The organism is Halomonas sp. V046 (assembly GCF_052645355.1).
On record NZ_JBQXYF010000013.1, the window covers coordinates 106,183 to 130,011 of the forward strand.

General features: G+C 65.1%; 20 protein-coding genes and 1 pseudogene. 11 read left to right on the forward strand and 10 right to left on the reverse strand.

The features are described from left to right. Positions 1-23 precede the first annotated feature (23 nt). The gene (locus tag ACUN9Y_RS17475) at positions 24-788 is read left to right on the forward strand and encodes a transporter substrate-binding domain-containing protein (RefSeq protein ID WP_445461999.1); all 765 of its coding nucleotides are present in this window, start codon (positions 24-26) and stop codon (positions 786-788) included. Positions 789-848: 60 nt separating this feature from the next. On the opposite strand, the gene ACUN9Y_RS17480 is transcribed toward ACUN9Y_RS17475, so the two are convergent. The 6 genes from ACUN9Y_RS17480 to ACUN9Y_RS17505 all read right to left on the reverse strand — a co-directional run bounded on the left by ACUN9Y_RS17480 (position 849) and on the right by ACUN9Y_RS17505 (position 8,203). Continuing rightward, positions 849-1,229, reverse strand: coding sequence for a RidA family protein (locus ACUN9Y_RS17480; RefSeq protein ID WP_445462000.1), 381 nt, complete (start codon positions 1,227-1,229; stop codon positions 849-851). Between the two features lie 147 nt (positions 1,230-1,376). Then, positions 1,377-2,192, reverse strand: a complete 816-nt coding sequence (locus ACUN9Y_RS17485; protein ID WP_445462001.1) for a DUF3726 domain-containing protein — start codon at positions 2,190-2,192, stop codon at positions 1,377-1,379. Further along, positions 2,189-3,970, reverse strand: a complete 1,782-nt coding sequence (locus ACUN9Y_RS17490) for a hypothetical protein (RefSeq protein WP_445462002.1) — start codon at positions 3,968-3,970, stop codon at positions 2,189-2,191. Before ACUN9Y_RS17490 ends, ACUN9Y_RS17485 begins: the two co-directional genes overlap by 4 nt. 1 nt (position 3,971) lies before the next feature. Continuing rightward, complete coding sequence (locus ACUN9Y_RS17495) at positions 3,972-5,573, reverse strand: BCCT family transporter (RefSeq protein WP_445462003.1); 1,602 nt, start codon at positions 5,571-5,573, stop codon at positions 3,972-3,974. A 105-nt stretch (positions 5,574-5,678) separates the two neighbouring features. Next, a complete protein-coding gene (locus ACUN9Y_RS17500) occupies positions 5,679-6,686 on the reverse strand; it encodes a dipeptidase (RefSeq protein WP_445462004.1) in 1,008 nt (335 codons plus the stop codon). Positions 6,687-6,697: 11 nt separating this feature from the next. After that, positions 6,698-8,203 (reverse strand): aldehyde dehydrogenase family protein, encoded by a 1,506-nt coding sequence (locus ACUN9Y_RS17505; RefSeq protein WP_445462005.1) that lies wholly within the window; start codon positions 8,201-8,203, stop codon positions 6,698-6,700. A 74-nt stretch (positions 8,204-8,277) separates the two neighbouring features. On the opposite strand from ACUN9Y_RS17505, the gene ACUN9Y_RS17510 reads away from it, so the two are divergent. Beyond that, positions 8,278-9,204 (forward strand): LysR substrate-binding domain-containing protein, encoded by a 927-nt coding sequence (locus ACUN9Y_RS17510; RefSeq protein WP_445462006.1) that lies wholly within the window; start codon positions 8,278-8,280, stop codon positions 9,202-9,204. A 390-nt stretch (positions 9,205-9,594) separates the two neighbouring features. Next, complete coding sequence (locus tag ACUN9Y_RS17515) at positions 9,595-11,508, forward strand: calcium-binding protein (RefSeq protein WP_445462007.1); 1,914 nt, start codon at positions 9,595-9,597, stop codon at positions 11,506-11,508. Positions 11,509-11,683: 175 nt separating this feature from the next. On the opposite strand, the gene ACUN9Y_RS17520 is transcribed toward ACUN9Y_RS17515, so the two are convergent. From ACUN9Y_RS17520 to ACUN9Y_RS17535, 4 genes and pseudogenes are all read right to left on the reverse strand, one after another. After that, positions 11,684-12,592 carry an NAD(P)-dependent oxidoreductase gene (locus tag ACUN9Y_RS17520; RefSeq protein ID WP_445462008.1) on the reverse strand — a complete coding sequence of 303 codons (909 nt, stop codon included), beginning with the start codon at positions 12,590-12,592 and terminating at the stop codon, positions 11,684-11,686. Positions 12,593-12,833: 241 nt separating this feature from the next. After that, entirely contained in the window at positions 12,834-13,394 is a 561-nt protein-coding gene (locus tag ACUN9Y_RS17525; protein WP_445462009.1) for a DUF805 domain-containing protein, read from the reverse strand. Positions 13,395-13,699: 305 nt separating this feature from the next. Continuing rightward, positions 13,700-14,041, reverse strand: a pseudogene (locus ACUN9Y_RS17530) (aldehyde dehydrogenase family protein); the annotation flags it as partial. Positions 14,042-14,072: 31 nt separating this feature from the next. Next, the gene (locus ACUN9Y_RS17535) at positions 14,073-14,975 is read right to left on the reverse strand and encodes a LysR substrate-binding domain-containing protein (RefSeq protein WP_445462010.1); all 903 of its coding nucleotides are present in this window, start codon (positions 14,973-14,975) and stop codon (positions 14,073-14,075) included. A 234-nt stretch (positions 14,976-15,209) separates the two neighbouring features. On the opposite strand from ACUN9Y_RS17535, the gene ACUN9Y_RS17540 reads away from it, so the two are divergent. The 8 genes from ACUN9Y_RS17540 (at position 15,210) to ACUN9Y_RS17575 (ending at position 23,768) form a co-directional block, all read left to right on the forward strand. Then, on the forward strand, positions 15,210-16,223 hold the full coding sequence (locus ACUN9Y_RS17540) for a D-cysteine desulfhydrase (protein WP_445462011.1): 1,014 nt from the start codon (positions 15,210-15,212) through the stop codon (positions 16,221-16,223). A gap of 69 nt (positions 16,224-16,292) precedes the next feature. Continuing rightward, on the forward strand, positions 16,293-17,609 hold the full coding sequence (gene hisD / locus ACUN9Y_RS17545) for a histidinol dehydrogenase (RefSeq protein ID WP_445462012.1): 1,317 nt from the start codon (positions 16,293-16,295) through the stop codon (positions 17,607-17,609). Between the two features lie 22 nt (positions 17,610-17,631). After that, a complete protein-coding gene (locus ACUN9Y_RS17550) occupies positions 17,632-18,864 on the forward strand; it encodes a DegT/DnrJ/EryC1/StrS family aminotransferase (RefSeq protein ID WP_445462013.1) in 1,233 nt (410 codons plus the stop codon). 56 nt (positions 18,865-18,920) lie between these two features. Then, positions 18,921-19,904, forward strand: coding sequence for a TRAP transporter substrate-binding protein (locus ACUN9Y_RS17555; protein WP_445462014.1), 984 nt, complete (start codon positions 18,921-18,923; stop codon positions 19,902-19,904). Positions 19,905-19,993: 89 nt separating this feature from the next. Then, positions 19,994-20,551, forward strand: a complete 558-nt coding sequence (locus ACUN9Y_RS17560; RefSeq protein ID WP_445462015.1) for a TRAP transporter small permease — start codon at positions 19,994-19,996, stop codon at positions 20,549-20,551. A gap of 3 nt (positions 20,552-20,554) precedes the next feature. After that, on the forward strand, positions 20,555-21,835 hold the full coding sequence (locus ACUN9Y_RS17565; RefSeq protein ID WP_445462016.1) for a TRAP transporter large permease: 1,281 nt from the start codon (positions 20,555-20,557) through the stop codon (positions 21,833-21,835). Positions 21,836-21,865: 30 nt separating this feature from the next. Continuing rightward, positions 21,866-22,594, forward strand: a complete 729-nt coding sequence (locus tag ACUN9Y_RS17570) for an aspartate/glutamate racemase family protein (RefSeq protein ID WP_445462017.1) — start codon at positions 21,866-21,868, stop codon at positions 22,592-22,594. Between the two features lie 121 nt (positions 22,595-22,715). Beyond that, positions 22,716-23,768, forward strand: coding sequence for a YeiH family protein (locus ACUN9Y_RS17575; protein ID WP_445462018.1), 1,053 nt, complete (start codon positions 22,716-22,718; stop codon positions 23,766-23,768). Positions 23,769-23,829: the final 61 nt, after the last annotated feature.

Here is a 23,829-nt window from a genome sequence, read left to right on the forward strand (position 1 = left end):
TCACAATAGAGCGAGAAACGACCATGAAGATCCAAGCACTGCTGTCCACCCCCTTTGGCCTGGCCATTGCCGTTGCCCTGGCAAGTACCACCACCGCCCAAGCGGACGATCGTCCGCTGCGCATCGGTGTCGATGTGCCCTATCCGCCCTACCAGGAAAAGCTGCCTGACGGCAGTCTGACCGGCTTCGAGGTCGAGCTGGTCGAGGCCGCCTGCGAGCGCATGCAGCGCCAATGCGAGTGGGTGGAGCAGGGCTGGGACGGCATCATTCCGGGGCTCTTGGCGCGCAAGTACGACCTGATCGCCTCGGCCATGAATATCACCGACGAGCGCTCGAAACAGGTGCTGTTCTCCGAACCCTACTATCAGGTGCCGTCGGTGTGGGTGGGCCAGGCAGGAGCGGAGGTCGATCCCGAAGGTGACCTGTCCGGCATGACCATCGGCGTGCAGCAAGGCACCATCCAGGACGAGTACGTGACCACCTACCACGGCGATGCGGATATTCGGCGCTACGCGGACTCTGGCGGTGTGATCAACGACATGTTCACCGGCCGACTGGATCTGGTCTTCACCGCCTTTCCGCTGGCCCAGCAGAGGCTTTTCACAGACCAGCGCTTTGCGCGCAAGGGCGAGCTGGTGACCGGTCCCGAATCGATCTACGGGCCTGGCATCGGCGCCGCCTTCCGACAGCGCGACGAGGCGTTAGCCGACACCTTCAACGATGCCATCCAGGGGCTCAAGGATGACGGCGACTATCAGGCGCTGTGGGCGCGCTACTTCGAGGAGTAGCGCTATTGCGAGCCTGAGAAGGACCCACGAGTCCTCCCCAGGAGGGCTCTTGTGCCGCGCTCAGGCGGCGTCTACCGCCGCGTAGGCCAGCATCTCGACCAGCATCTCCTCCCGGGCGAAGCCCGAGACGATCACCGCCGCGCGGTTGGGGTAGGGCTCGCGGACGACCTCGGCGTAGACCTTGTTGACGGTAGCCAGGTCTTCGCGCCGGGTCACGTAGATCAGTACCTGGGTCAGGTCCGCAACGCCACTACCGGCGCATTCCAGGGTATGGACGAGGTTGTCCAGGGCCTGGCGGGTCTGGGCCTCGATACCGCCCTCGACCACCTCGCCGCTGGCGTCGATGGGGATCTGGGCGGTGAACAGGATGCCGTTGCCGACGCTGGCCCAGGACAGGGGCGCGCGGGAGGCGAATAGCTCGGTCTTGATCGGGTGAACCATGGGAAATCCTTGCTGGGGGAGAGTCGTGTTCGAAGGCCGAGACGACGCGTCCCGGCCCTGGGTAGTGCCCGCTAGGTGTGATCTCTCGGCAGGCGGTCGTTCGATCGCGTCGGGGCGCTGCGCAGCGGCGGTGGTTTTGGCCCAGCGCTAGTCGTTGTCGTGGGTACCGGCGCCGGCTCCCCCGCGCGAGGCATCGCAGGACTCCACCAGCAGCCGGGTGGCCAGCGCCTTGAGCCGTGCCCACAGGGCGTCGTCGACCTCGATGCCCTGCGCCATGGCGCGTTCGCGGCAGGCCAGCAGGTCGGACTCCTGGTGCCGGGCCAGCAGGTCCAGCTGATACTCGGAGCGCAGCGACGGCAGCAGGTCGACGTGGTTGGCCATGATCAGCGTCACCCCGTCATTGGGCTCGTTTTCCTCGGGCACCTCGTGCACCGCGTAGACGCGAATCTCCGGCACCGAGCTGCCCGCGCGAAAGCCCACCACCTGCTCGATCAGTGGGGTGTCAGGCGCTTGCTCGCCGATCGGTGCCTGGGCCTCCGTGGCAGGCGCCTGGGCATTGCGCCAGAAGGCGGTGACGTTCATGCCGCGCCCGGCCAGCCGCGCCAGATAGCCCATGATCAGCTGGCGGTTGTGGCAGTGGCGGATCTTGATCACCGCCAGGCCCCGGGCGCGGGCCTTGGCGAAACCCAGCTCCAGCGCCAGGGTCGAGCTCTTGAGTACGCTGGCGCCGTGGCTATCGAGCACCGCCAGGTCGCCATCCGCGTAGATCAACTCCGCTGGCTGCTCGCCCTGGTCCTCGAGCAGAAAGTCGAGGCCGCGACCCAGCGCCGCCAGTCCGCCGAGTTCGTAGAGCTGCATCCAGGCCACCATGTCGGCGGCGTCGCTGGCATCGCCATCCTCGAAGCCCATGGCGCAAAAGGCCTTGCGGCAGAGCCCCTGAAGCTCGTTGTAGGACACCTTCATGATGCGACTCCATGGGTACCGGAAAGCAGGTTGCTGTTGCTGTCGTCGTGGGAAAGCTCGGGCTCCAGTGGAAAGCTCCAGTCGTCGAAGTCGACCAGGTCGCTGGGCTCGGCGTTGAGTTCCTCGACTAGCGGCGCGCCCTGGAACAGGGTGATGCGCACCCAGCGATCGGACTTGGGATCGAAGCGGCTGGCGCCGAAGAACGATAGCTTGGCGCGCAGCAGATGCATTGGCCTCATGTCCCGGGCCCAGAGGTTGGCGCGGATCTCGCCGAAGGGCGTCTCGACCATGCTCTGGATGCGTCGAATGATGTCCTTGTGACGCGGGTGGTGGATCAGAAACTCCACCACCAGGGCTCGCGGATGGGCGTCGAGAAAGGCCTCGATGACACCATGAGTGTCGGCGACCCGGGGCGCGATGGCGAGCTTGAGCTCACGGTCGGCGCCGGGCTCGGCGCCGCGCACGCCAAGGCGCGGTTCCTCCTTTTCCACCGAGCGATACCAGAACCAGTGGCACTCGTCGGGATCGCCGAAGTCGTGGCGCAGGGCCCAGTCGTAGTGGGTCTCGATCAGTTGCTTGAGCCTCACCAGCGGCATGTCCGGGGTCAGCTCCAGCCCCTCCACGACGCCCATTTGGTCCTCGAAAGGGTCGACGATCTCCGGGTAGAGCTCCAGCAGCAGGGTATTGATCAGCTCCTGGGCCTCCAGGCTGAGGGTCAGGCGACTCCAGTCGATCAGCTCCTGCCATAGCCCGTCGTCCAGCGGGACCTGTTCGAGCCAGGCGCGTACCGCGGGCAGGGCGGCGGCGGTGTCGGCATTGCGGGCGCTCTGCTCGATATCCTCGGTCAGGGTCTCGGCCAAATGACGTTCGGCCCGCGCGACCAGGGCGACCAGGCGCCGCCGGTCCGGCTCGCCGGGCACCTGGCCGCTGACCTGGGCCAGCGCCTGCTCGCGACTCTCGACCCAGCGCTGGATCAGCTGCGGGTGGTTGATCAAAAAGGGCGCCATGCCGAGCCCGGTGGAGTTGCCGATGCCGAGATAGCGACGCAGCGCCGGCGCCATCGTGACGGCATCTCGCGGCGCCTGACGGCGAGCGATGTGTTCGATCTGCTCGATGGAGAAATGTCGCAACAGATACACCGCCAGCATCTGGGCCGAAAACGGGCGCTGAAAGTCCGGATTGTCCTTGAGTCGGTCGAAGTCGGCGATGCCGAACTTGCCGTTGCCGTAGACCGCGGTGGTGCGATACAGGTAGCCGACTCTGGTCAGCCAGGCAGGGTCGGGCTGGCGCCCCGCCGCCAGCGCCTCACGAAAGGCGGCGAAGTTGCGCAGGCTGCGATTGGCGCGGGACAGCACCAGCAGGCGCGGGTGCTGGCGCCCGGCCTCTTGCAGCGGCACGTTGGCGGCCATCTGCTCGAGCAGGGCGTCATCCACATCGCCTTCGACCACGCCGAAGGTCACATCCCAGGCCTCGGCGATGACGCGATCCGAGCGCGCCTCGTCCGGCAGCGGCTGGGAGAAGATCACCCCATGGTAGCGGCCACGCGGCGTCTGCAGGCGGTAGATGGCGACGCCGTGACCGGCGTCGTCCAGGTCGAAGCGAGCGGTGCTGATCTGCCAGCGTTGGCGGGCCATCTGGCGCATCAGGCTGCGCACGAAGCTCAGCCGGCTGGCGTGCAGGCTGCCCAGGCGTTCGAGCCCCATCACCTCGTCGGGAATGCGCAGGCGCAGGCGCTGTTCGACGTCGGACAGGCGGCCGGTGAGGTCCTCGCGTTTCATCTCAGGCCTCCTCCCGGGCGCCGGGCGTGCGGCCGGCGATGCCCTGGGCGCGGGCCATGGCCAGAGCCGCCTGGGGCCCTGTCCACAGCGACGGCAGCAGGACCAGCGAGACCGGGATCGCGGTGATCACGATGAACTGTTGCAGTGCGCTGATCTGGCCCGACCCCATGTACAGCAAAATGGCCGCCATCAAGGCCATGGCGATGCCCCAGAAGGCCCGAATCACCGGGCTCGGCTCGTCATGGCCGGCGCCGACCACGGCGATGGCGTAGCTCATCGAATCGCCGGTGGTGGCGACGAAAATCGTGGTCAGCAGCAGGATCGCCACCGCCATGGCGGTGCCGCCGGGCAGGGCTTGGGCCACGGTCAGGGTGGCCACGTCGAACTGGAAGTTGTTGAGTGCCTCGCTCAGATCGAACACGCCGGTCAGTTGATAGTAGATACCGGAGCCGCCGAGCAGGGTGAACCAGATCGCGGTGGCGATGGGCGCCATCACCGCCACGGCGAGGATCATCTGGCGAATGCTGCGGCCCTTGGAGATACGCGCCACGAAGATCGCCATCAGCGGGCCATAGCCGATGAACCAGGCGAAGAAGAACACCGTCCACCACTGCATCCACCAGGCCGGAGCGTTCTGTGCGGTCATGGTCGACATGGCGAAGAACGAGGTCAGGTATTCGCCGAAGCCCTGGGTGAAGGCGTTGACCATGAACAGCGTCGGGCCAAAGACAATGATGACCCCGGCAATGGCCAGGGCCAGCAGGACATTGAAGCGACTGAGCAGTTGAATGCCCTTGTCGATGCCGGTGACCGCGGAGGTGACGTAGACCGCGCCGAGACCGATCAGGATGATCAGCTGGGTCATGTAGGTGTTGGCGACGCCGAACAGCTCATGCAGGCCGAAGCTGACCTGGGTGGCCAGAAAGCCGATTGGCCCCACGGTGCCGGCCACAACGGCAATGACGCAGAGCGCATCGACGATACCGCCAAGCGTACCGCGCATCACGCGCTCGCCCAGCACCGGGTAGAGCAGGGTGCGCGGCTGCAGGGGCTGACCCTTGTCGTAGTGGGCGTGGGACAGCACCACGGCGGTCAGACTGCCGAGCACCGCCCAGGCCAGAAAGCCCCAGTGCATGAACGATTGGGCCAGGGCCGGGGCAATGGCGGCGCTGGTACCGGCCTCGATGGCCGCGCGGTCGGCGAAGGCCGGCGGGGTGACCACGAAGTGATAGATCGGCTCGCCGGCGGCGAAGAAGACCCCGCCACCGGCGAGCAGGGTGCACATGATGATCGACAGCCACTTGAAGGTCGACAGTTCCGGCGTGCGGGTATTGCCGATTCTGGCGCTCGCCATGGGCGTGGCGGTCAGGCCGATGGCGATGAAGAAGGTCAGCAGCAACAGCAGCTGAAAGTACGCCCCCAGGGTGCGGGCGGTCCAGGCGAAGCCGACCCCGATGGCGCCGGCCACGGCGTCGATGTCGTATAGCGACAGGCCGACGAAGGCGACGATGAAGCCGATGCTCAGGATCAGTACGACGGGATCGCCGAGGCGATACTGCCCCTTGGGCAGCTCGCTCGTGGCGGGGGTGGTGGACGACGTCATGAGAGTGTCCTCTGGCGTGGGGGCCCGCGTGTCGCGGGCGCCTTGTTGTGGTTGTTGTGATGCTGACTGGTATGCGTGGCGAAGCGCTGGCGATCGAGTCCGTCGTCAGGCCGCGCAGTGAATGCGCGGCTCGGGAGTGGCGGTGCGCTCGAGCAGCGACACCCAGTTCAGTCCCATGATGCCGGCCACCTCGGCCTCGCTGAAGCCGACGTTACGCAGGCCCTCAATCAGGTTCGGGAAGTCGCGGCTATCGCGCAGCCAGGGCAGGGGCGTTGGCCAGCCGGCGTTGGCGGCGCTGCCCTCGCCGTAGTCCATGTCCTTCGACCAGCGGCCGTTGCGCATCCATTCCAATACCGAGGTGGGCTGGTTCTGACACAGATCGGTGCCGATGCCGAGATGTTCGACGCCCATCAATTCGGCGGTGCGGGCGATCATCTCGCAGTACTCGGCGAGGGAGCAGTCCGGGCCGTTCTTCAGGTGGAACGGGTAGGCCGAGAAACCCAGTAGTCCATCGCACTCGGCGATGGCTGTCAGTACCTTGTCCGACTTGTTGCGCTTGGCGGCATGGAAGCTTGCCGGGTTGGCGTGGGAGATGATCACCGGGCGGCTCGACAGTTCGATGGCCTCCAGGGTCGAGCGCTCGGCGCTGTGGGACATGTCGATGACCATGCCGACGCGGTTCATCTCGCGGATCACCTGACGCCCGAAGCGGGTGATGCCGCTGTCGTCGCTCTCGTAGCAGCCACAGGCCAGCAGGCTCTGGTTGTTGTAGGTGAGCTGCATGATCAGAAGGCCCAAGTCACGCATCACCGCGACCATGTCGATGTCGTCTTCGATCGGTGAGCAGTTCTGGGCGCCGAGGAAGACGCCGATGCGGTTGGCCTGGCGGGCACGGGCGATATCGCCGGGGGCGCGCACTGGCATGATCAGGTCGGCGTGGGCCTCGAAGCGGCGGTTCCACTCGCCGAGCCGCGACAGCGTTTCACGGGTGGTTTCATGATAGACGAGGGTGGCGTGGACGGCGTCGACGCCGCCCTGGCGCATCTGCTCGAAGATCTCCCGGGACCAGTTCGAGTACTGCAGGCCATCGATGGTGAGCATCTGTTGGGACATGATCGCGCTCCTCAAGACTCGACGTCGCTGCGGGGAACATAGCCAGACTTGACGTAGCAGGTCTTGACCACGGTGTAGAACTCACGCGCGTAACGCCCCTGCTCGCGGGGACCGAAGCTCGATGCCTTGCGTCCGCCGAAGGGCACGTGGTAATCGGTGCCCGCCGTGGCCAGATTGACCATCACGCAGCCGGTCTCGGCGCGGGCCTTGAACTCGCTGGCAAGCTTGAGCGAGTCGGTGATGATGCCGGCGGTGAGGCCGAAGTGGGTGTCGTTGAGCACGTCGATGGCCTCCTCAGCGTCGGCCACCTGGATCACGCAGGCGATCGGGCCGAACACTTCCTCACGGTTGATCGGCATGGCGTTGGTGGTGTCGACCAGCAGCGTCGGGGCCATGAAGTAGCCCTCGGTATTGCGGGTCAGGCGTTCGCCGCCGAAGGCGAGGCGCGCGCCGTCGCGCTGGGCCTTGTCGACCCAGGCCAGGTTGGATTCGAGCTGGCGGGCATCGGCCGCGGGGCCGAAATGCACGCCCTCTTCCAGGGCGTGCCCGACCTTGACCTCGGCGAGGCGCTGGGTGAGCTTGGCGACGAAGGCGTCGTGAACCTTGGCGGTGACGATCAGCCGCGAGGAGGCGGTGCACTTCTGGCCGGTGCCGGAGTAGGCGCCGTTGAAGGCGGCTTCCACGGCCAGATCGAGGTCGGCATCGTCGGCCACGATCAGGGCGTTCTTCGAGCCCATCTCGAGCTGGCACTTGACCAGGTTGGCGGCGGTGGCGGCGGCGACGCGTCGGCCGACCTCGAGGGACCCCGTGAAGGACAAGGCATTGATCTCGGGGCTCGAGATCAGCGCATCGCCCACCGAGGCCCCGGGCCCCATGATCAGGTTGAAGGTCCCGGCCGGCAGCGCCTGGCGGCTGATGATCTCGGTCAGGGCCCAGGCGCTGGCCGGCACCAGGTTGGCGGGTTTGAACACCACGGCGTTGCCGAAGGCCAGCGCCGGGGCGATCTTCCACACGGCGGTGGCCATGGGGAAGTTCCAGGGGCTGATCACCCCGACCACACCCACCGGTTCGCGGCGAATGTCGACCTCGACGCCAGGGCGCACGGACTCGGCGCGCTCATCGATCTGGCGCAGCACCTCGGCGGCGTAGTAGTGGAAGAACTGCGCCGAGCGATGGACCTCGCCGACGCCCTCGGCGCGGGTCTTGCCCTCTTCGCGAGCGAGCAGCTCGCCGAGCTCGGCCTTGCGCGCCATCAGCTCATCGCCGATGGCCATCAGCACGCCGTAGCGATGTTCAAGGCCGCTGGCGGACCAGGCCTTTCCCCCCTGGCGTGCGGCGCGGATGGCCTCATCGACCTGAGCCACCGAGGCCTGGGTGTAGACGCCGACCAGGTCGGAGACGTCGGACGGGTTGCGGTTCTCGATCTGGCTCTCGCCATCGACCCACTGGCCGTTGATGTAGAGCGGGCTGACGTGGGCGTTTGGCTGGGGCTGGGATTGGGGCTGAGACGATGACATGGTGACCTCCTGAAGCACGATGTCGACAGCCTAGGCGAGTCCGTGAGATAAGGATAATCAATAATAAATACCCAATGATCAGGTTTATTTACCATCTGGTCGCCTCATCGTCTGCCGGGGGAACCATGCTGCCCGATCTCAAGATTCAGCCGCTGCGCTACGTGCTGGCGATCGTCGACCAGGGCGGCTTCCACGCCGCGGCGCGCCAGGTGCACCGCAGCCAGCCGGCGTTGTCCATGGCGGTGCGTGAGCTGGAAGCGCGCCTCGGCGAGGCGCTGTTCGAAAAGGGCAGCCAGGCCAGCCTGACGCCCTTCGGTCGCTACTGCGTGCCGCGCTTTCGGGAGCTGATCACCCAGCACGATCGCCTCAGCCGCGAGCTCAGGGCTCAAGTCGAGCGTCAGGCGGGACATCTGGACATGGCGGCGGTGCCGTCGGTGGCGAGCCGCCTGATGCCACGCCTGCTGGGGGACTTCGTGGGGCGCTATCCGGGCATCAAGGTCAGCCTCCACGACGGCAACGCCGATTTCGTGCGCGAACAGGTGCTCACCGGACACGTGGACCTGGGGCTGTCGAGCCTATGGGCGGGGGACGAGGCGCTGGCGTTCACGCCGCTGCTGCGCGATGGCGTCGGGGTCGTGTGTCGTGACGACCATCCCTTCGCCGGGTGTGAGCGGATCCACTGGCAGCAGCTTGAGGATCAGAGCCTGATCGCCAACGGCACCTCGCGGCTGCTCGAGGGCACGGCGGCGGCGGCGCTGCTGAAGCGTCATACCTTTTACATCTCCAACATGATCTCGCTGACGGCGATGCTGGTCGCGGGGCTGGGCGTGACCACCCTCCCCAGGCTGGCGTTTCCCGAGGAGTACGAACGGCTGAGATTTATTCCCTTGAGCGAACCCTATGTCGAGCGCGAGATCGGCCTGGTCAGGCTCGCCGGGCGCAGCCTGTCGCCGGCGGCCGCGGCCATGGCGGAGTTTATCGAAGGAGAGCTTGGCTCCTGACCGTGCTTTCCTGATAGAGCACACCTGACCGAGCACACCTGGCAGAGAGCCGTGCAGAGTGGTCCCCTTGTCGTGTGCCGACGAGGTGACCCAGGGCGCGGCGGGTCCAGGGAGCCGGGCGGACCGGGCGAAGCCCGACGTCGGTCATCGGGCCGCGGGTCGTTCTCATCCTGGTCGGCCAGCGAAGGCATCCTCGGGTAGGCGCGGCAGGGCGGGTGAGAAACAGCGCGAGAGGCACGTTCCGGCATTCTTTCAGAAACTGTCCCGATTTGCCGGGCGAATTCCGATAGACCTGTGCTCGATAAGCCGTCGATCGGGTGCCAATGAGGTAGTTGAAACACCATGGGCTAGGCTCCGAGGCTTCTCACCGACAAATCATCAGGATTGCCCATGGGTCTGTTTTCTCTGCCTGGCCAGAATGCCGCCACCGCGTCTGAGCTCGCCATCACCACACACGCCCTCGCCACATACTCGCAGACCAAGAGCGCCTTCCGGCTACCGCTTGGCGGTATTCTCGGGCGACTCGATGCCATGGCCGGTGAAGGTCGGCTGTTCGGTAACGATGTGGATACCTCGTTGCCGGCGGGCTGGCGAGAGGTCAGCGCCAGTGAGTTGGGGCTGGATGCATCCCGGGTGGATGGCGATGGCTACATCACCCTCGATAGCCCCGTGACCGGGCGCACGCCGACGGGGCCCCAGTTGCTGGTGCTGGCCGAGGAAGCCGCCGACGGCAGCCTGAGCCGAGTCAGCGTTGCCTATGCGGGCACCAACTCTCCCGTTGATGTGCTGGACTATTTCAAGCTCAACGCCGGCGTCGACATCAGTCAGACCATGGAGCCGGTCCTGTCTCGCGTCGCCGACTTCATGGCGCGCAATGGGCTACAGGGTGAGGATGCGGTGATTACCGGGTACAGCCTCGGTGGTGCGCTTGCCAATGTCCAGGCGCGCTTCTCATCGAGTGTCGCCGGCGGTTTCTTCGCCGATAGCAGCTACATCGGCCACGCCTCTCCGTTAGTTTATAACGCGGATAATGTGCTGAACATCGGCTTCGAAAATGACGTCGTGCATCGCTCTATCGGCGATCATCAGGACTTGGCATCGGCCCTCGAGGGGTTCGACGGTTTTCTGGAGAACAATGACAGAGAATATGCCTCATCGGTCGACAACGTCGTGTTGTTCAACGGGGTCTACAAGGGCGCGTCGTTGCTCTTGGCACACGATTCGCTGTTGAACCTGTTCTCCTGGTCGGCCCACCTCGACGGCATCGTATCCGATGCCGTCGAGAGGATCGTGTCGTCACAGTTCTATGACGCGATGAGCCAGGACAGCGCCGTCGTGGTGTCGGCATTGGGCGCCCTTGACCGGGCCACGACCTGGGTCAAGGATTCGGATTCGCCGACCTCTAGCCACTTCGGTGACGGCGCATTCATCCTCGGTACCCACTACGCGGACTTGCTCGAAGATGGTGGTGCCAACGATTTTCTCGAGGGCTTCGCCGGTGATGACAAGTTTCGCGTGGGGGCGGGCATGAACCTTGTGCAAGGTGGCGCGGGATCCGACTCGCTGATGCTGGGGCGGGAAGTCTCTGACTACGACGTATATCGGCTCGACGATGGGCGTGTGGCGGTCGCCGGGGACGCCGGCCTGACCCTTGCCGCCGACGTCGAGCGTCTCGAGTTTGGCGGGGGCGGCAGCTTTTTCGGCATGTCGTTCGGCTCGGGGTATCTGATCGAGGCGAGCCATCTCGAAGATGCGGGGCACTTCTCGCTATTCGACAGAGACGTCGATTACGCAGATGCCGTCGAAGGATCTGCCGGCGACGACCTGCTGACGGGAACCGCGGTGTTCGCCGGTGCCGGCAATGACGTGGTCGCGGGTACCGCCGGGGATGACTTGCTGGTGGGGGAGGACGGAGACGACCGGCTCGACGGTGGCCTCGGCAATGATCGTCTGTATGGCGGCGAGGGCGATGATGTGATCGTCCTCGGGTCGGGGCGGGTCCAGGCCAACGGTGGGCTCGGACAAGACACCTTCAGCGCCTCTGCCAGGGATGGGAATGGGGACGCGCTGAACGCTGTCATCGAGGACTTCTCGGTCGCGGGGGAAGACGGCGATATCCTCGATCTGCGCGACCTTTTTGCCGACGAATCTGCGCTTTCCCTGGCGCTCTCCCAGGTCGGCAGCGACGCGCTCATCTCCCAGGGGAACGTCTCCATCACCTTGACCGACGTGATGGCATCCACGCTGACGGCGGCCAACTTGCTGACCGGCATGCTGGAGTCGGCAAGCCTGCCGGTGGACTGAGGGCGCTCTATCGCCGCGAGTACGCCATTCGCGGCAAGTGTCGGCCACGAGTTCGCGACCTGTGGGTCGCCCGAGACGCGGCCATGGACAAGGTCGGGGGGCGCCAAGGCTGTGGGCATCAAGGCGGCGGAGCATCAAGGTAGCGCCGGCGTGGCTTGACGCGAGCCCTGGCGTCTCAACCGTCGCCGAGGTGGTCGCCGTTGGGCAGGCGGTTGCGCCGTCGCACCTCGAGATAGAGCGCGCTGTGATCCAGGTCGGCGCCGCCGGCCTCGACCAGGTCGGCGAAGAGCCCATCGGTCAACGCCAATAGCGGCAAGTCGAGGCCGAGCTCCTCGGCGACCTCGCGGGCGGCGCGTGTGTCCTTCAACTGGTGCTTGGCGGGGCCGCCGGGGGCGAAGTTGCGCGTCAACATGCGCTCGCCGTGCTGCTCGAGGATACGCGAATAGGCGAAGCCGCCGAGCAGGGCCTCACGGACTCTTGCCGGATCGGCGCCGCCCGCCTCGGCGAGTACCATCGCCTCCGACACCGCGGCGATGGTGCTCGCCACCGTCAGCTGGTTGACCAGCTTGGCCAGCGCCCCGCTGCCGGCAGGGCCGATATGTACCGGGTGGCCCATGGCCGCGAGCAGCTCGCGAGCCGCGGCGAAGTCGTCGGCGTTGCCGCCGGCCATGATCGACAGGCTGGCTTCGCGAGCGCCTTTCTCGCCCCCGGAAACCGGCGCGTCGAGCCAGCGCAGCCCCAGCGCCGCGCTGCGTTTGGCCAACCCGGTGGCCTCGCTTCTGCCGATCGACGCCATGACGATCAGCAGAGCCCCCGGCGCCATGGCGTGGGCGGCGCCGCCTGGGCCAAATAGCACCTCGTCACACACCGGTCCCGAACTGAGCATGACGACCACCGCCGCGCGGCCCTCGACCGCTTGGGCCGGGCTATCGGCAAGGCTGGCTCCCTCTGCGGCGAGCGGCTGGGCCTTGGCCCTATCGCGGTTCCAGACGCTGACGTCATGGCCTGCGCGGATCAGGTTGGTGGCCATGGGCTTGCCCATGATGCCGGTGCCGAGCACCGCGACTCTTTGTGGCTGTGTCATCGCCTGACTCCCTTGGGGCGCCGCGCCGACCGCGTCGCTTCGTTATCAGCCTACCGTGACGGGCGTCAGGGCTCGAGTGCCGCGGTATCCAAGTGGTCCTCGAGTGCGTCGGAACGGTGTGGCGGCCCTCACGAAAAGGCGCCGGCCTCATGGCCGGCGAAAAGATCGAACGTGCAAGCGCTGTTGCTTGTTGCCTGTCATCGAAAGGCGATGGCCGGGCGGGTGCCCGGGGGGCCAAGGGCTAGGCCATCGCATAGCCGAGAATGACCCCGAGGACGAGCATGGCACCAAGGATCAGCCAGAAGGTGGTCATCTGGTTGGCACTCGGGGCGGCTGGCTGCGCGCCGAAGCGGTTGTCGCCTTCGCTGCCGCGCGCAAACATCATCATGAACATCGGGATAAGGCTGATGATGGGGATCAGGAACAGCAGCATCAGCCAGCCCGAACGGTTCTGGTCATTGAGCCGGCGCTTGCCCTGCAGAAGGTTGAAGATGATGCAGGGAAGGCCGATGACGAACTGTGAGACGTCGAGAGCCAGCGCATAGGCCTGCGCCTGATGCGCTGGGGCGCGGTACGCGGCGTAGGCCACCAGGGCGAAGGCGGAGAACTGGATCAGCACCGCGATACCGGTGCGAACGAGATAGGTGATGCGCCCGATACGGCCCTGGGTGGACCATAGCCCGGCGTTGTCGGCCGCGGCGTGGCGGGTTGTCGACGGTGCCTCGAGGTGTTGTTCCGCGCCAAACGGCGCATCGGACAGTGTGGATGACGAGGGGGCGGCGGTAGCCGAAGAGGTGGTCATGATGCGTCCTTGCGTCTAGGTGAGGACACCGCTTGGTGTCTCGAGATGCATGCCCTGAGGGACGGTGCTGGCGGCCACGTCGTCGAGCGGATGAGCGACGCCACACCGTCCATAAGCAGACTATTAAACATGCCGAACCGGCGTCCAGCTGGCTTCTCCTACAAGGTTGGCCGTTTTGACTGCGACGACGACCAGGGCGGGCGCAGCCAGACACTAAAACTCCCCGACGGCCGGCACGAATGGCCAGCCGCTGGGGTGTGCGTTCACGGTCGATCGAGAGCGATCCGCGACTTGCCGCCAAGCTCCAGCGGTACGCCCCGCACGCCATCGCCATGCACCAGGTTGAGCACATCGGCGGGAAGGCCGGTGGACCCGGCGGTTTCGGCCAGGGCGTGCTCCGGCAGCGGGGTGACTTCGGAGGGTTTGAAGACCGCCGTGCAGCCGGTGGCGAGTGCCGGTGCGATCTTCCAGGCGCCGTTCACCAGCGGAAAGGTCTACGGCGTGATCAGACCGGCCACTCCGGCCGGGTCCTCGAAGACCTGGGCCTGAACGCCCGTCATGTCGTGCTCGACTACGCGGCCCTGGCGGCCCTGGCGGCCCTCGAGCGCGCGAGCCTGTGTGGCGTAGTAGCGGTAGCAGGCGATGGCGAGGCACTCGCCGGATCAATGACCAAGAGAATCACACCGCCGGCGGCCGCTCCTCGAGCAGATGCCACAAGGGTGCCGCTACGGCCTGCTCGTCGCGATGACGATAGCAGGCCACTTCCAGAAAGGGGCCGCCGAGGATTTCCTGCAAGGAAATGAGCTTGCCGCTCTCCAGATCTTCCTCTATCAGGCCGTGGGGTAGCCAGCCGATACCCAGGCCTGCCAGGGCGAGCTGGCGGATGCCAATGGTGAAGGCGGTCTCGCACACCAGTTCAATATCGTAGTGACGCTGGGCGTCGAGCAGGTAGGGCGTGGCCAGGGCCTGGCCGAGAAAGCTGTCCGGGTCGTAGCCGATCAGGGGCACGCGACGGCCTTGTTCGAGAGGATGGAGTGGGCCGCCGTGGTGGTCGGTAGCACATACCGGTAATAGACGTTCGACGCCTAGCGACAGACGCTGGATGTTGTCGCTATCGCGATATAGCGGCGTGCCTTCTATCTCCGAGCACAGCAGCAGATCGGCCTTGCCCTGCTCGAAGTCCCGGATGCACTGAGTTCGATCCGACGAGGTGATCTGCACACCCACCTCCGGGGCGTGATGACGCAGGTGGCGCAGCAGACGAGGCAGGTAGCTGACGGTCAAGGTGTGCTGGGTCGTCAGGGTCGCCTTGGGGCCTTGACGTGCATCGCTTCTGAGACGACTGCGCATGGCGTACAGACGCGCCAGCCACTCTCTCAACTGGGGCTCGTAGGCTCGTGCATGGGCGGTCAGCTCCAGCGGAGAGGAGCTTCTGTTGATCAGTGTCACCCCCAGCCACTCTTCCAACTGACGGATACGGCGCGAGAACGCCGGTTGCGTGACGTGGCGACGCTCTGCCGCCTGGGAGAAGGTCCCTGCCTCGATGAGCTCGAGAAAATCTTCTATCCACTCGATCTTCATTGGTGTTTTGGTCTGCCTTGATAGGGGCTGGCCGGGCCTGAGTCGTGGCTATGCAAAAATTTAACAGGTGACGAGCAACTTGGCATTGGTCGTCGGCAAGGTATGCCCTTTACCTTTGAGTGGAACGCTCGCTGGTGGGTTCTGTAGCCCGCCGTCTATTTCGACGAAGGTCGTTACGAGAGCACGCCAATGTCCGCTGTTATGCAAAAAACAATGACTCGCCTGGAGGCCCGTATGCACCTGTCCCGTTTTCCCCGTGTCCGTCTCGGCCATATGCCCACACCGCTGGAGCCCATGGATAACCTGAGCCGTCTGCTCGGCGGTCCGCGCCTGTGGATCAAGCGTGATGACTGCACTGGACTGTCCACTGGCGGCAACAAGACCCGCAAGCTGGAATTTTTGATGGCCGATGCCCTGGAAAAGGGCGCCGACACCATCATCACCCAAGGCGCCACCCAGTCCAACCACGCCCGCCAGACCGTGGCGGCCGCCTGCAAGCTGGGGCTTGCTTGCCACATCCTGCTGGAAGACCGCACCGGCAGCGAGGACCCCAGTTATAACTACAACGGCAACGTCTTTCTCGACCAGCTCCACGGTGCCAGCGTCGAGAAGCGCTCGGGCGGCGCCGACATGGCCGCCGAGATGGAAGGTTTGGCCGACCGCCTGAAGAGCGAAGGCAAGACGCCCTACATCATCCCCGGCGGTGGTTCCAACGAGATCGGTGCGCTGGGCTACGTCAACGCGGCGCTGGAGCTGCTGGCCCAGGCCAACGACATGGGGCTGCGCATCGATCACCTGGTCCACGCTACCGGTAGCGCCGGCACCCAGGCCGGCCTGGTCACCGGCCTGGCCGCCTGCAACGCCGGCATCCCGGTGCTGGGCATCGGCGTGCGCGCGCCGAAGGACAAGCAGGAAGCCAATGTCTTCGCCCTGGCGCAGAAGACCGAAGCCAAGCTCGGCCTGTCTGGCGTCGTCAGCCGCGACCAGGTGGTCGCCAACTGCGACTACGTGGGCGAAGGCTATGGCGTGCCGACCGATAGCATGATCGAGGCGGTCACCCTGCTGGCCCGTCACGAAGGCATCCTGCTCGACCCGGTGTACTCCGGCAAGGGCATGGCGGGGCTGATCGACCTGATCCGTCGGGGTCATTTCGAGCAAGACGAGAACGTCGTGTTCCTGCATACCGGTGGCGCCGTTGCCCTGTTTGGCTATCCCGACACCTTCGGCTTCCCCGACTACAAGGGGTAAGGCTGGAGTGATCCTGGGCAGGCGCCCGCTGAACCCGGGCGCCCTCGACGACGTTATTCGGAGACAACAATGACCATTCGTCATCTCAAGAAGGCGGAGGCCGCCGCGGGCGTCGCCGCCGAAGACCAGCGTGTGACAGAAGCGGTTCGCGGCATGCTCGAGGATATTCGTGCCCGCGGTGAAAGCGCCGTGCGTGAATACGCCGAGAAGTTCGACGGCTGGACCGGCGACTTCGTGCTGAGTGACGACAAGAGGCGGCAGTTGATCGACAGCGTGCCGCAGTCGGTCAAGGACGATATCGACTTCGCTCACCGCCAGATCCGGCGCTTCGCCGAGGCCCAGCGCGACAGCCTGACATCCTTCGAGATCGAGACCGAAGACGGCGTGCTGCTCGGCCAACGCGTGCTGCCGGTGCACAGCGCTGGTTGCTATGTGCCGGGCGGGCGTTACGCCCACGCCGCGTCGGCGCTGATGAGCGTGGCCACCGCCAAGGCCGCCGGCGTCGAGTACGTGGTGGCCTGCTCGCCGCCCCGGGGTGACAGCATCAACCCGGCGGTGGCCTACGCCATGCATGTTGCCGGCGCCGACATGATCCTGGAGATGGGCGGCGTTCACGCCATGGCCAGCATGGCCTTTGGCCTGTTCGGCGGCCGCGAGGCCGACATCCTGGTCGGTCCTGGAAATGCCTACGTGGCCGAAGCCAAGCGTCTGCTGTTCGGCGAGGTCGGCATCGACGTCTTCGCCGGCCCCACCGAGTCCGCGATCATCGCCGATGCGTCCGCCGACCCGATGACCATCGCCGTCGACCTGGTGTCCCAGGCCGAACATGGCCCGAATTCGCCGGTGTGGCTGTTCAGCACCAGCGAGGCCATTGCCCGCGAAGTGATGGAGACCCTGCCGAAGGTCGCCGACGACATGCCTAATGCCGACATCGTCCACGCCGCCTGGCGCGACTTCGGCGAGGTCATCGTGGGCGACAGCCGCGAGGAAGTCGTCGCGATCAGTGATCAGTACGCCTGCGAGCACCTGCAGGTGCTGTGCGAGGACCTGGACTGGTGGAAGCAGCACCTGACCAACTACGGGTCGCTGTTCCTCGGTGAGGGCAGCACTGTCACCCACGGTGACAAGTGCTCCGGGACCAACCATATCCTGCCGACCAAGCGTGCCGGGCGGTACTCCGGTGGGCTCAACGTCCACAAGTTCATGAAGGTATTGACCACTCAGCAGTTGAGCGTCGAGGCCAACCTGACCTTCAGCGCGGTGGGATCCCGGATTTCCCGCACCGAGGGCATGGAAGGTCACGCCCGCGCCTGCGACTGGCGTCTGGCCAAGTACTTCCCCGAGCGCCAGTGGGACTTCCCTGTTCACCGTCAGGCTCGTTACTGAGTCGCCAGCGATGGAGCTTGCCATGCGCCGTTTTGCCAAATCCTTCACCCAGCAAGAAGCCATCGGTGACGACGCCATCGCCTCGGCGGTGGCCGTGCTCCAAAGCGGCCGCCTGCATCGCTACAACTTGGCCGAAGGCGAGGCCGGTGAAACCGCCCTGCTGGAATCCGAGTTCGCCGCGAGCCTGGGCGTCGACTATGCGCTGGCCTGTGCCTCCGGCGGCTATGCGCTGCAGCTGGCGCTGCGCGCCTGCGGACTCGCGGCCGGCGATAAGGTGCTGTGCAACGCCTTCACCCTGTCGCCGGTGCCCGGCAGCATCGTGGCGGCGGGGGGCGAGGCGGTGCTGGTGGACATCCTCGACGACACCACCGTGGATTCCGACGATCTCGATCGTGCCGCTCGCGAGAGCGGCGCCAGGTTCTTCGTGCTCTCCCACATGCGTGGGCACATCGGCGACATGGACGCCATCGTCGCGGTGTGTAAGTCCCACGGGATCGTGCTGATCGAGGATTGTGCCCACACCATGGGGGCTGCCTATCGCGGGCGTCCCAGCGGCACCTTCGGCAAGGTGGGATGCTTTAGCACCCAGACCTATAAGCACATCAATTCGGGGGAGGGCGGACTACTCGCCACTTCGGACGCTGACGTCATGCGTCGCGCGGTGATTCTGTCTGGCTCCTACATGCTCTATGACCATCACCTGGCCGCGCCGGCACCCGAGAGTTTCGCCGAGACGCGCCTGTTGACGCCCAACATGAGTGGCCGCATGGATAACCTGCGAGCGGCCATCCTGCGCCCGCAGCTGGCTGAGTTGGAGCGCCGCAAAGCACGCTGGAACGTGCTGTACGAACGCATGGAAAAGCGCCTGGCAGATTTCCCTAACGTGCAACGTATTGCTCGTCCCGTCGAGGAAGACTTCGTCGGTAGTTCCATCCAGTTTCGCCTGCCGGGCGTGGCCGGCGATGTCATCTCGCGCTTTGTCGAGGGCTGTGAAGCCCGCGGCATTCCACTGAAGTGGTATGGCAAGCCGGTACCTGAAGACTACACCAGCCGCTATGACAGCTGGGGCTATCTGGCCAACACCCGGTCGCTGCCGGCGGCAGACAGGGTGCTTGCCACCCTGTGTGATCTGCGCCTGCCGCTGACCTTCGATCAGGCAGACTGCGACGATATTGTCGCGCTGATGAGCGCCGCCATGGATGAGGCGGTGCAACACCCCCAGCCCTTGTCCGACAGGACGTTCGGCTCGAGTTGAGGCTGGGCCTGGTCACGCTTGACTACGTCAATAACAACACACCTGGAGTGACAATAATGTTCAAGAAGACTCTACTCACCGCCGCCATCGTTATGGCCGCCACCGCTTCCGTCGCCGAGGCCAAGACCTTCAAAGTCGGCATGGGCGATCCCATGGACTCGGACCAGGGTGCCCTGGCCCAGCGCTTCGAGGAACTGGTTGAGTCGCTATCGGATGGCGAAATGCAGGTCGAGCTGTTCCCCGGCGGGCAACTCGGTTCCGAGACCGGCATGATTCAGGATGCCCGTATCGGCAAGCTGGACTTCGCCCTGGTTGGCGTCGGCAACCTGACCCCCTACGCGGCGCGTCTCGGTGCCCTGACCATGCCTTACGCTCTGCGCAGTCACGCCGATGCGGTCAAGGCCACCACCGGGCCGCTAGCGGACCGCTGGAACGCCATCGCGGAGGAAGAGGCTGGCGTGCACATCGTCAGCTGGCTCTACTCCAACTTCCGTCATCTGACCAACTCCCAGCGCCCGGTGACGACGCTCGCCGATGTTGAGGGTCTCAAGGTTCGCGTACCGCAGAACGAGATCATGCTGGCCAGCTACGAGGCCTGGGGAGCGAGTCCCATCAGCATGTCGTGGCCGGAGGTGTTCACCGGCCTGCAGCAGGGGGTGATCGACGGTCAGGACAACCCCTACATCGTCAACAGCACCATGAAGTTCCATGAGGTGCAGGACCACCTCACCGAACTCCACGCCCAGTATTCGCTGCAGCCCATCGTCATGGGAGTACGCAGCTACGAGGGACTCTCCGACGAGGAGCGCGCGATCATCGACCGCGCCGGCCTGGAGGCACAGCTGTACGCACTGCAGTTCCAGCTGACCAAGGCCTCCGAAGCGCGTGCCGCCATGGAAGCCGAAGGCGTCGAGATGGCCACCCTGGAAGACGAGGATGAGTGGATCCGTGTCGCTCAGGAAGAGGTATGGCCGCAGTTCTTCGACGACATCGGCGGCCAGGAAGCCTTCGAGGAAATGCAGGCGGCTCTCGGTCACTGACCGTTGCCACTCCGGGCGGCGGTCGCTGACCGCTGCCTGAGCCTTGCTGCCATTCCTGTTGCTGTATTCCCGTCGGGAAGGAGGCCTCCATGCTGGCCAAACTCAACTATATCGAAGACTACGCCTGTCGCTTTCTGCTTGGGCTATTTGTCATTCTGCTGTTCGTCCAGGTGGTGATGCGGGTCACCTTGGGTATCGGGATGGCCTGGATCGAGGAGCTTGCGCGCTACGCCTTCGTCTGGTTCGTCTTTCTGGGAGCGGCCCACGCCGCCCACCTGAGCGCCCATAACCGGCTACAGACCCACATCAAGCTGATGCCGCGCAAGGTGGCCAATACCCTGCTGCTGCTGGTCGATTTGATCTGGGTCGCCTTCTGTCTGGTGCTGGCTTACAAGAGTCTGGACTTGATCGGACTCTTGCTGGAATTCCCCTACGACTCGCCTGCCCTGGGCTGGTCGCTGGCCTACGTCTACTTCGTCTTCCCGATCGCCTTTACCTTGATGGCCTTTCGCGTGCTGCAGGTGCAGTACCTGAAGCTGGTCAAGGGCATCGAGCCTGGTGATGTGGACGCCCAAGAAGTTTCCAAGATTACCGAGGAAACGAGCCATCACAGCGACGGCAAGACACCGTCCAAGGCGGAGGGCTAACCCATGGCCGCAACCGTACTGTTTTCCATGTTTGCCGGGCTATTGTTCTTCGGCACCCCCATCGTGGTGTCTCTCGGCGTGGCCTCCATGGCCGTTTACGTGCTCAATGGCGATGACCTCAGTTCGCTGATCGAGCTGGCCTTCTCGGCCATCAACTCCTTTCCGCTGATGGCGCTGCCGTCGTTCATTCTGGCCGGCGCGCTGATGGGCGATGCCGGTATCGCCAGGCGCTTGATCGTGATTGCCGAAGAACTGGCAGGTCCTGCCGCCGGTGGACTCGGCGCTGCAGCGGTGATGGCCTGCATGTTTTTTGGTGCGATCTCCGGTTCGGGGCCCGCCACCACCGCAGCGGTGGGCATGCTGGTGATACCGGCGATGATCGAGCGCGGCTACGGCAGAAGCTATCCGGCGGCGATCACCGCCACCGCCGGTGGTCTTGGGGTGGTGATTCCGCCCAGCATGCCGCTGGTGATCTATGGCGTCACCGCCAATGAGTCGATTTCCGCGCTGTTCATGGCCGGCGTCATTCCTGGCGTGATGCTGGGTGCGGGCCTGATGGTCGCCAACTACATCACCGCCAAGCGCAACGGCTACCAGACCGAGGGCACGTCCTACGATCGCAAGCGGGTGGTCGCGGTGCTGAAGGACGGCTTCTGGTCGCTGATGGCGCCGGTGGTGATCCTCGGCGGCATCTATTCGGGCATGTTTACCCCCACCGAGGCGGCCGTTGTCTCGATCTTCTACGCGCTGTTCGTCGGTGTGTTCATCCACAAGGAGTCGTCGCTGCGCGGTCTCAATGAGGCCTTCCAGAGCACCACCTGGCTGACCGGTCGGGTGCTGATCATCATGTTCACCGCCACCGCCTTTGGCCGGATTCTGGTCGAGAATCACATCCCGGCGATGATCGCCCAGGGCATTCTGGATATCACCAATAGTCTGTGGTTGGTGTGGATCCTGGTGATCGGTTTCTTGCTGATCGTCGGCATGTTTATCGAGATCTTGGCCACCATCATGATCGTCACCCCGGTGCTGCTGCCGGTGATGGTGGAACTTGGCGTCGACCCCGTGCACTTCGGCATCGTGCTGGTGGTGAGCCTGGGCATCGGCTTCTCGACACCGCCGCTGGGCGAGAACATGTTCATCAGCTCATCGATCGCCAACGTCTCCATCGAGCGCATCTCGGTGCGCGCGCTGCCGCTGGTGGGGTCCATGGTAGTCATCGCGCTGCTGCTGGCGTTCTTCCCGCAGCTCAGCCTGTGGTTGCCCAATCTGCTTGGTTTCTGACGTCGGCCATCACCCCTAAAAGGACCCGCAATGACGCATTCATCAGACAACACCGCAGCAACCGCCGATCATCCGATGGTCGGTGTGCTGGGCGGGATGGGACCGGACGCCACGGTGGCCTTCATGCAGAAGGTCATCGAGGTGACGCCCGGCGAGGACGATATCGATCACGTGCACCTGCTGGTCGATAACAACCCCAAGGTGCCGTCACGTATCAGGGCGCTGATCGACGGCGACGGAGAATCTCCGGCGCCGGCCATCGCCGCCATGGCCAGACGTCTCGAGCGGGCGGGCTGCGACTTTCTGGTCATGCCGTGCAATACCGCCCACTACTACTGGCCAGACGCCCAGCAGGCGGTGGGCATCCCGGTATGGCACATCGTCGAGCGCACTCTGGACCGGGTGGCCGCCGAGATGCCTAACGCCAAAGTGGGCATGTTGTGCTCGCCGGCGCTGCGCAAGATCGGCCTGTACGAGGGCTTCGTCGAGGCTCGGGGACTTACGTTGGTCTACCCCGATGACGAGGATCGTGTGCTCGAGGTGATCCGTGCGGTCAAGCGCGGCGCCGGGCGAGCGCCCGATACCCACGCTGCCTTTTGCGATGCCGCCCGTGACGTACGGGCCGCGGGCGCAGATGTGCTGGTGCTGGCCTGCACCGAGCTGTCGGTGATCCGCGATGCGCTCGATGACAGCGTGCCGATTGTCGATACCGTGCAGGTGCTGGCAGAAGACGTCGTTGCTGCGGTCACGGGCGACTGACGCGAACGTCAACCAGGGCGACGTCTGACGCCGCCATCCTGTTCACCCAAGGGGCGCCCACCTCCTGCCGGACTCGCCGGCAGGACTGGATTCGCTCGTCTTCTCGTTCGGGAGTCGTGTTATGACCTCGCCATCTTCTTCCGCCTCTGCGGCGACGCCGCGAAAGCGACTAACGCGCCGACTGTCGTCGCTCAGTCCGATCGGTCGCGGGCTTCTGGTGTGCGTGACCATCGCACTCGCCACCACCTTTATCGCCGATCATTACGGCGGCCCGACCCTGCTGTACGCGCTGCTGTTCGGCATGTCGCTGCACTTCTTGAGCGAGGAGGGACGCTGCCTGCCGGGTGTCGAGTTTGCCGCGCGCACCGTTCTGCGCCTTGGTGTCGCCTTGCTGGGGGCGCGCATGACGCTCGAGCAGGTCGGTGAGCTCGGGCTCGGCCCGGTGCTGACGGTACTCGCCGCGGTGGGGCTGGTGATCTGCGCGGGTGGTCTGCTCGCCCGGGCGCTTGGTCTGCATCGTGATCTCGGCCTGTTGACCGGTGGCGCCGTGGCGATCTGCGGTGCATCGGCGGCGTTGGCGCTGTCGGCAGTCATGCCCAAGAACGACACCAGCGAGCGCAACACCATTCTCACGGTGGTGGGGGTGACCACGCTCTCCACCGTGGCCATGGTGACCTATCCGCTGCTGGTGGGGGTGCTCGACCTGGCCAACACCCAGGCCGGGATCTTTCTGGGCGGCACCATCCATGACGTGGCTCAGGTGGTCGGGGCGGGCTACATCATCTCCGAAGAGACCGGCGACGTCTCGACCCTGGTGAAGCTGGTGCGCGTGGCCATGCTGGTGCCGGTGGTGATGGTCTTCAGCTGGCTGTATCGCGCCTCGCGCAAAAGCGAGGGCAAACGCCAGGTACCGATGCTACCGGGCTTTCTGGTGGGCTTCGTGGCGCTGGTGCTGGTCAATAGCCTGGGGCTGATCCCCGACAGCGTGAACGAGGGCCTGTCGGCGCTTTCGCGCTGGTGCCTGGTCACCGCCATCGCCGCTCTCGGCATCAAGACCTCGTTTCAGAAGCTAGCGGTGGTCGGCTGGAAGCCGGTCATCCTGATGGCGCTGGAGACCCTGCTGCTGCTGGCCATCGTGCTGGGGGGAGTGGTCTTCGGTGGGCTGGGGAGTTGAGCGGCATTACGACGTAACGCTGTTCTTGCTGACACACGAATAAAACACAACAAAGGTCGCT

What these genes read in the sequence shown, in the direction of transcription:
- ACUN9Y_RS17475 (WP_445461999.1), top strand. Translation starts at nt 24, where the DNA reads ATGAAGATCCAAGCACTGCTGTCCACCCCCTTTGGCCTGGCCATTGCC.
- ACUN9Y_RS17480 (WP_445462000.1), bottom strand. Translation starts at nt 1,229, where the DNA reads ATGGTTCACCCGATCAAGACCGAGCTATTCGCCTCCCGCGCGCCCCTG.
- ACUN9Y_RS17485 (WP_445462001.1), bottom strand. Translation starts at nt 2,192, where the DNA reads ATGAAGGTGTCCTACAACGAGCTTCAGGGGCTCTGCCGCAAGGCCTTT.
- ACUN9Y_RS17490 (WP_445462002.1), bottom strand. Translation starts at nt 3,970, where the DNA reads ATGAAACGCGAGGACCTCACCGGCCGCCTGTCCGACGTCGAACAGCGC.
- ACUN9Y_RS17495 (WP_445462003.1), bottom strand. Translation starts at nt 5,573, where the DNA reads ATGACGTCGTCCACCACCCCCGCCACGAGCGAGCTGCCCAAGGGGCAG.
- ACUN9Y_RS17500 (WP_445462004.1), bottom strand. Translation starts at nt 6,686, where the DNA reads ATGTCCCAACAGATGCTCACCATCGATGGCCTGCAGTACTCGAACTGG.
- ACUN9Y_RS17505 (WP_445462005.1), bottom strand. Translation starts at nt 8,203, where the DNA reads ATGTCATCGTCTCAGCCCCAATCCCAGCCCCAGCCAAACGCCCACGTC.
- ACUN9Y_RS17510 (WP_445462006.1), top strand. Translation starts at nt 8,278, where the DNA reads ATGATCAGGTTTATTTACCATCTGGTCGCCTCATCGTCTGCCGGGGGA.
- ACUN9Y_RS17515 (WP_445462007.1), top strand. Translation starts at nt 9,595, where the DNA reads ATGGGTCTGTTTTCTCTGCCTGGCCAGAATGCCGCCACCGCGTCTGAG.
- ACUN9Y_RS17520 (WP_445462008.1), bottom strand. Translation starts at nt 12,592, where the DNA reads ATGACACAGCCACAAAGAGTCGCGGTGCTCGGCACCGGCATCATGGGC.
- ACUN9Y_RS17525 (WP_445462009.1), bottom strand. Translation starts at nt 13,394, where the DNA reads ATGACCACCTCTTCGGCTACCGCCGCCCCCTCGTCATCCACACTGTCC.
- ACUN9Y_RS17535 (WP_445462010.1), bottom strand. Translation starts at nt 14,975, where the DNA reads ATGAAGATCGAGTGGATAGAAGATTTTCTCGAGCTCATCGAGGCAGGG.
- ACUN9Y_RS17540 (WP_445462011.1), top strand. Translation starts at nt 15,210, where the DNA reads ATGCACCTGTCCCGTTTTCCCCGTGTCCGTCTCGGCCATATGCCCACA.
- hisD (WP_445462012.1), top strand. Translation starts at nt 16,293, where the DNA reads ATGACCATTCGTCATCTCAAGAAGGCGGAGGCCGCCGCGGGCGTCGCC.
- ACUN9Y_RS17550 (WP_445462013.1), top strand. Translation starts at nt 17,632, where the DNA reads ATGCGCCGTTTTGCCAAATCCTTCACCCAGCAAGAAGCCATCGGTGAC.
- ACUN9Y_RS17555 (WP_445462014.1), top strand. Translation starts at nt 18,921, where the DNA reads ATGTTCAAGAAGACTCTACTCACCGCCGCCATCGTTATGGCCGCCACC.
- ACUN9Y_RS17560 (WP_445462015.1), top strand. Translation starts at nt 19,994, where the DNA reads ATGCTGGCCAAACTCAACTATATCGAAGACTACGCCTGTCGCTTTCTG.
- ACUN9Y_RS17565 (WP_445462016.1), top strand. Translation starts at nt 20,555, where the DNA reads ATGGCCGCAACCGTACTGTTTTCCATGTTTGCCGGGCTATTGTTCTTC.
- ACUN9Y_RS17570 (WP_445462017.1), top strand. Translation starts at nt 21,866, where the DNA reads ATGACGCATTCATCAGACAACACCGCAGCAACCGCCGATCATCCGATG.
- ACUN9Y_RS17575 (WP_445462018.1), top strand. Translation starts at nt 22,716, where the DNA reads ATGACCTCGCCATCTTCTTCCGCCTCTGCGGCGACGCCGCGAAAGCGA.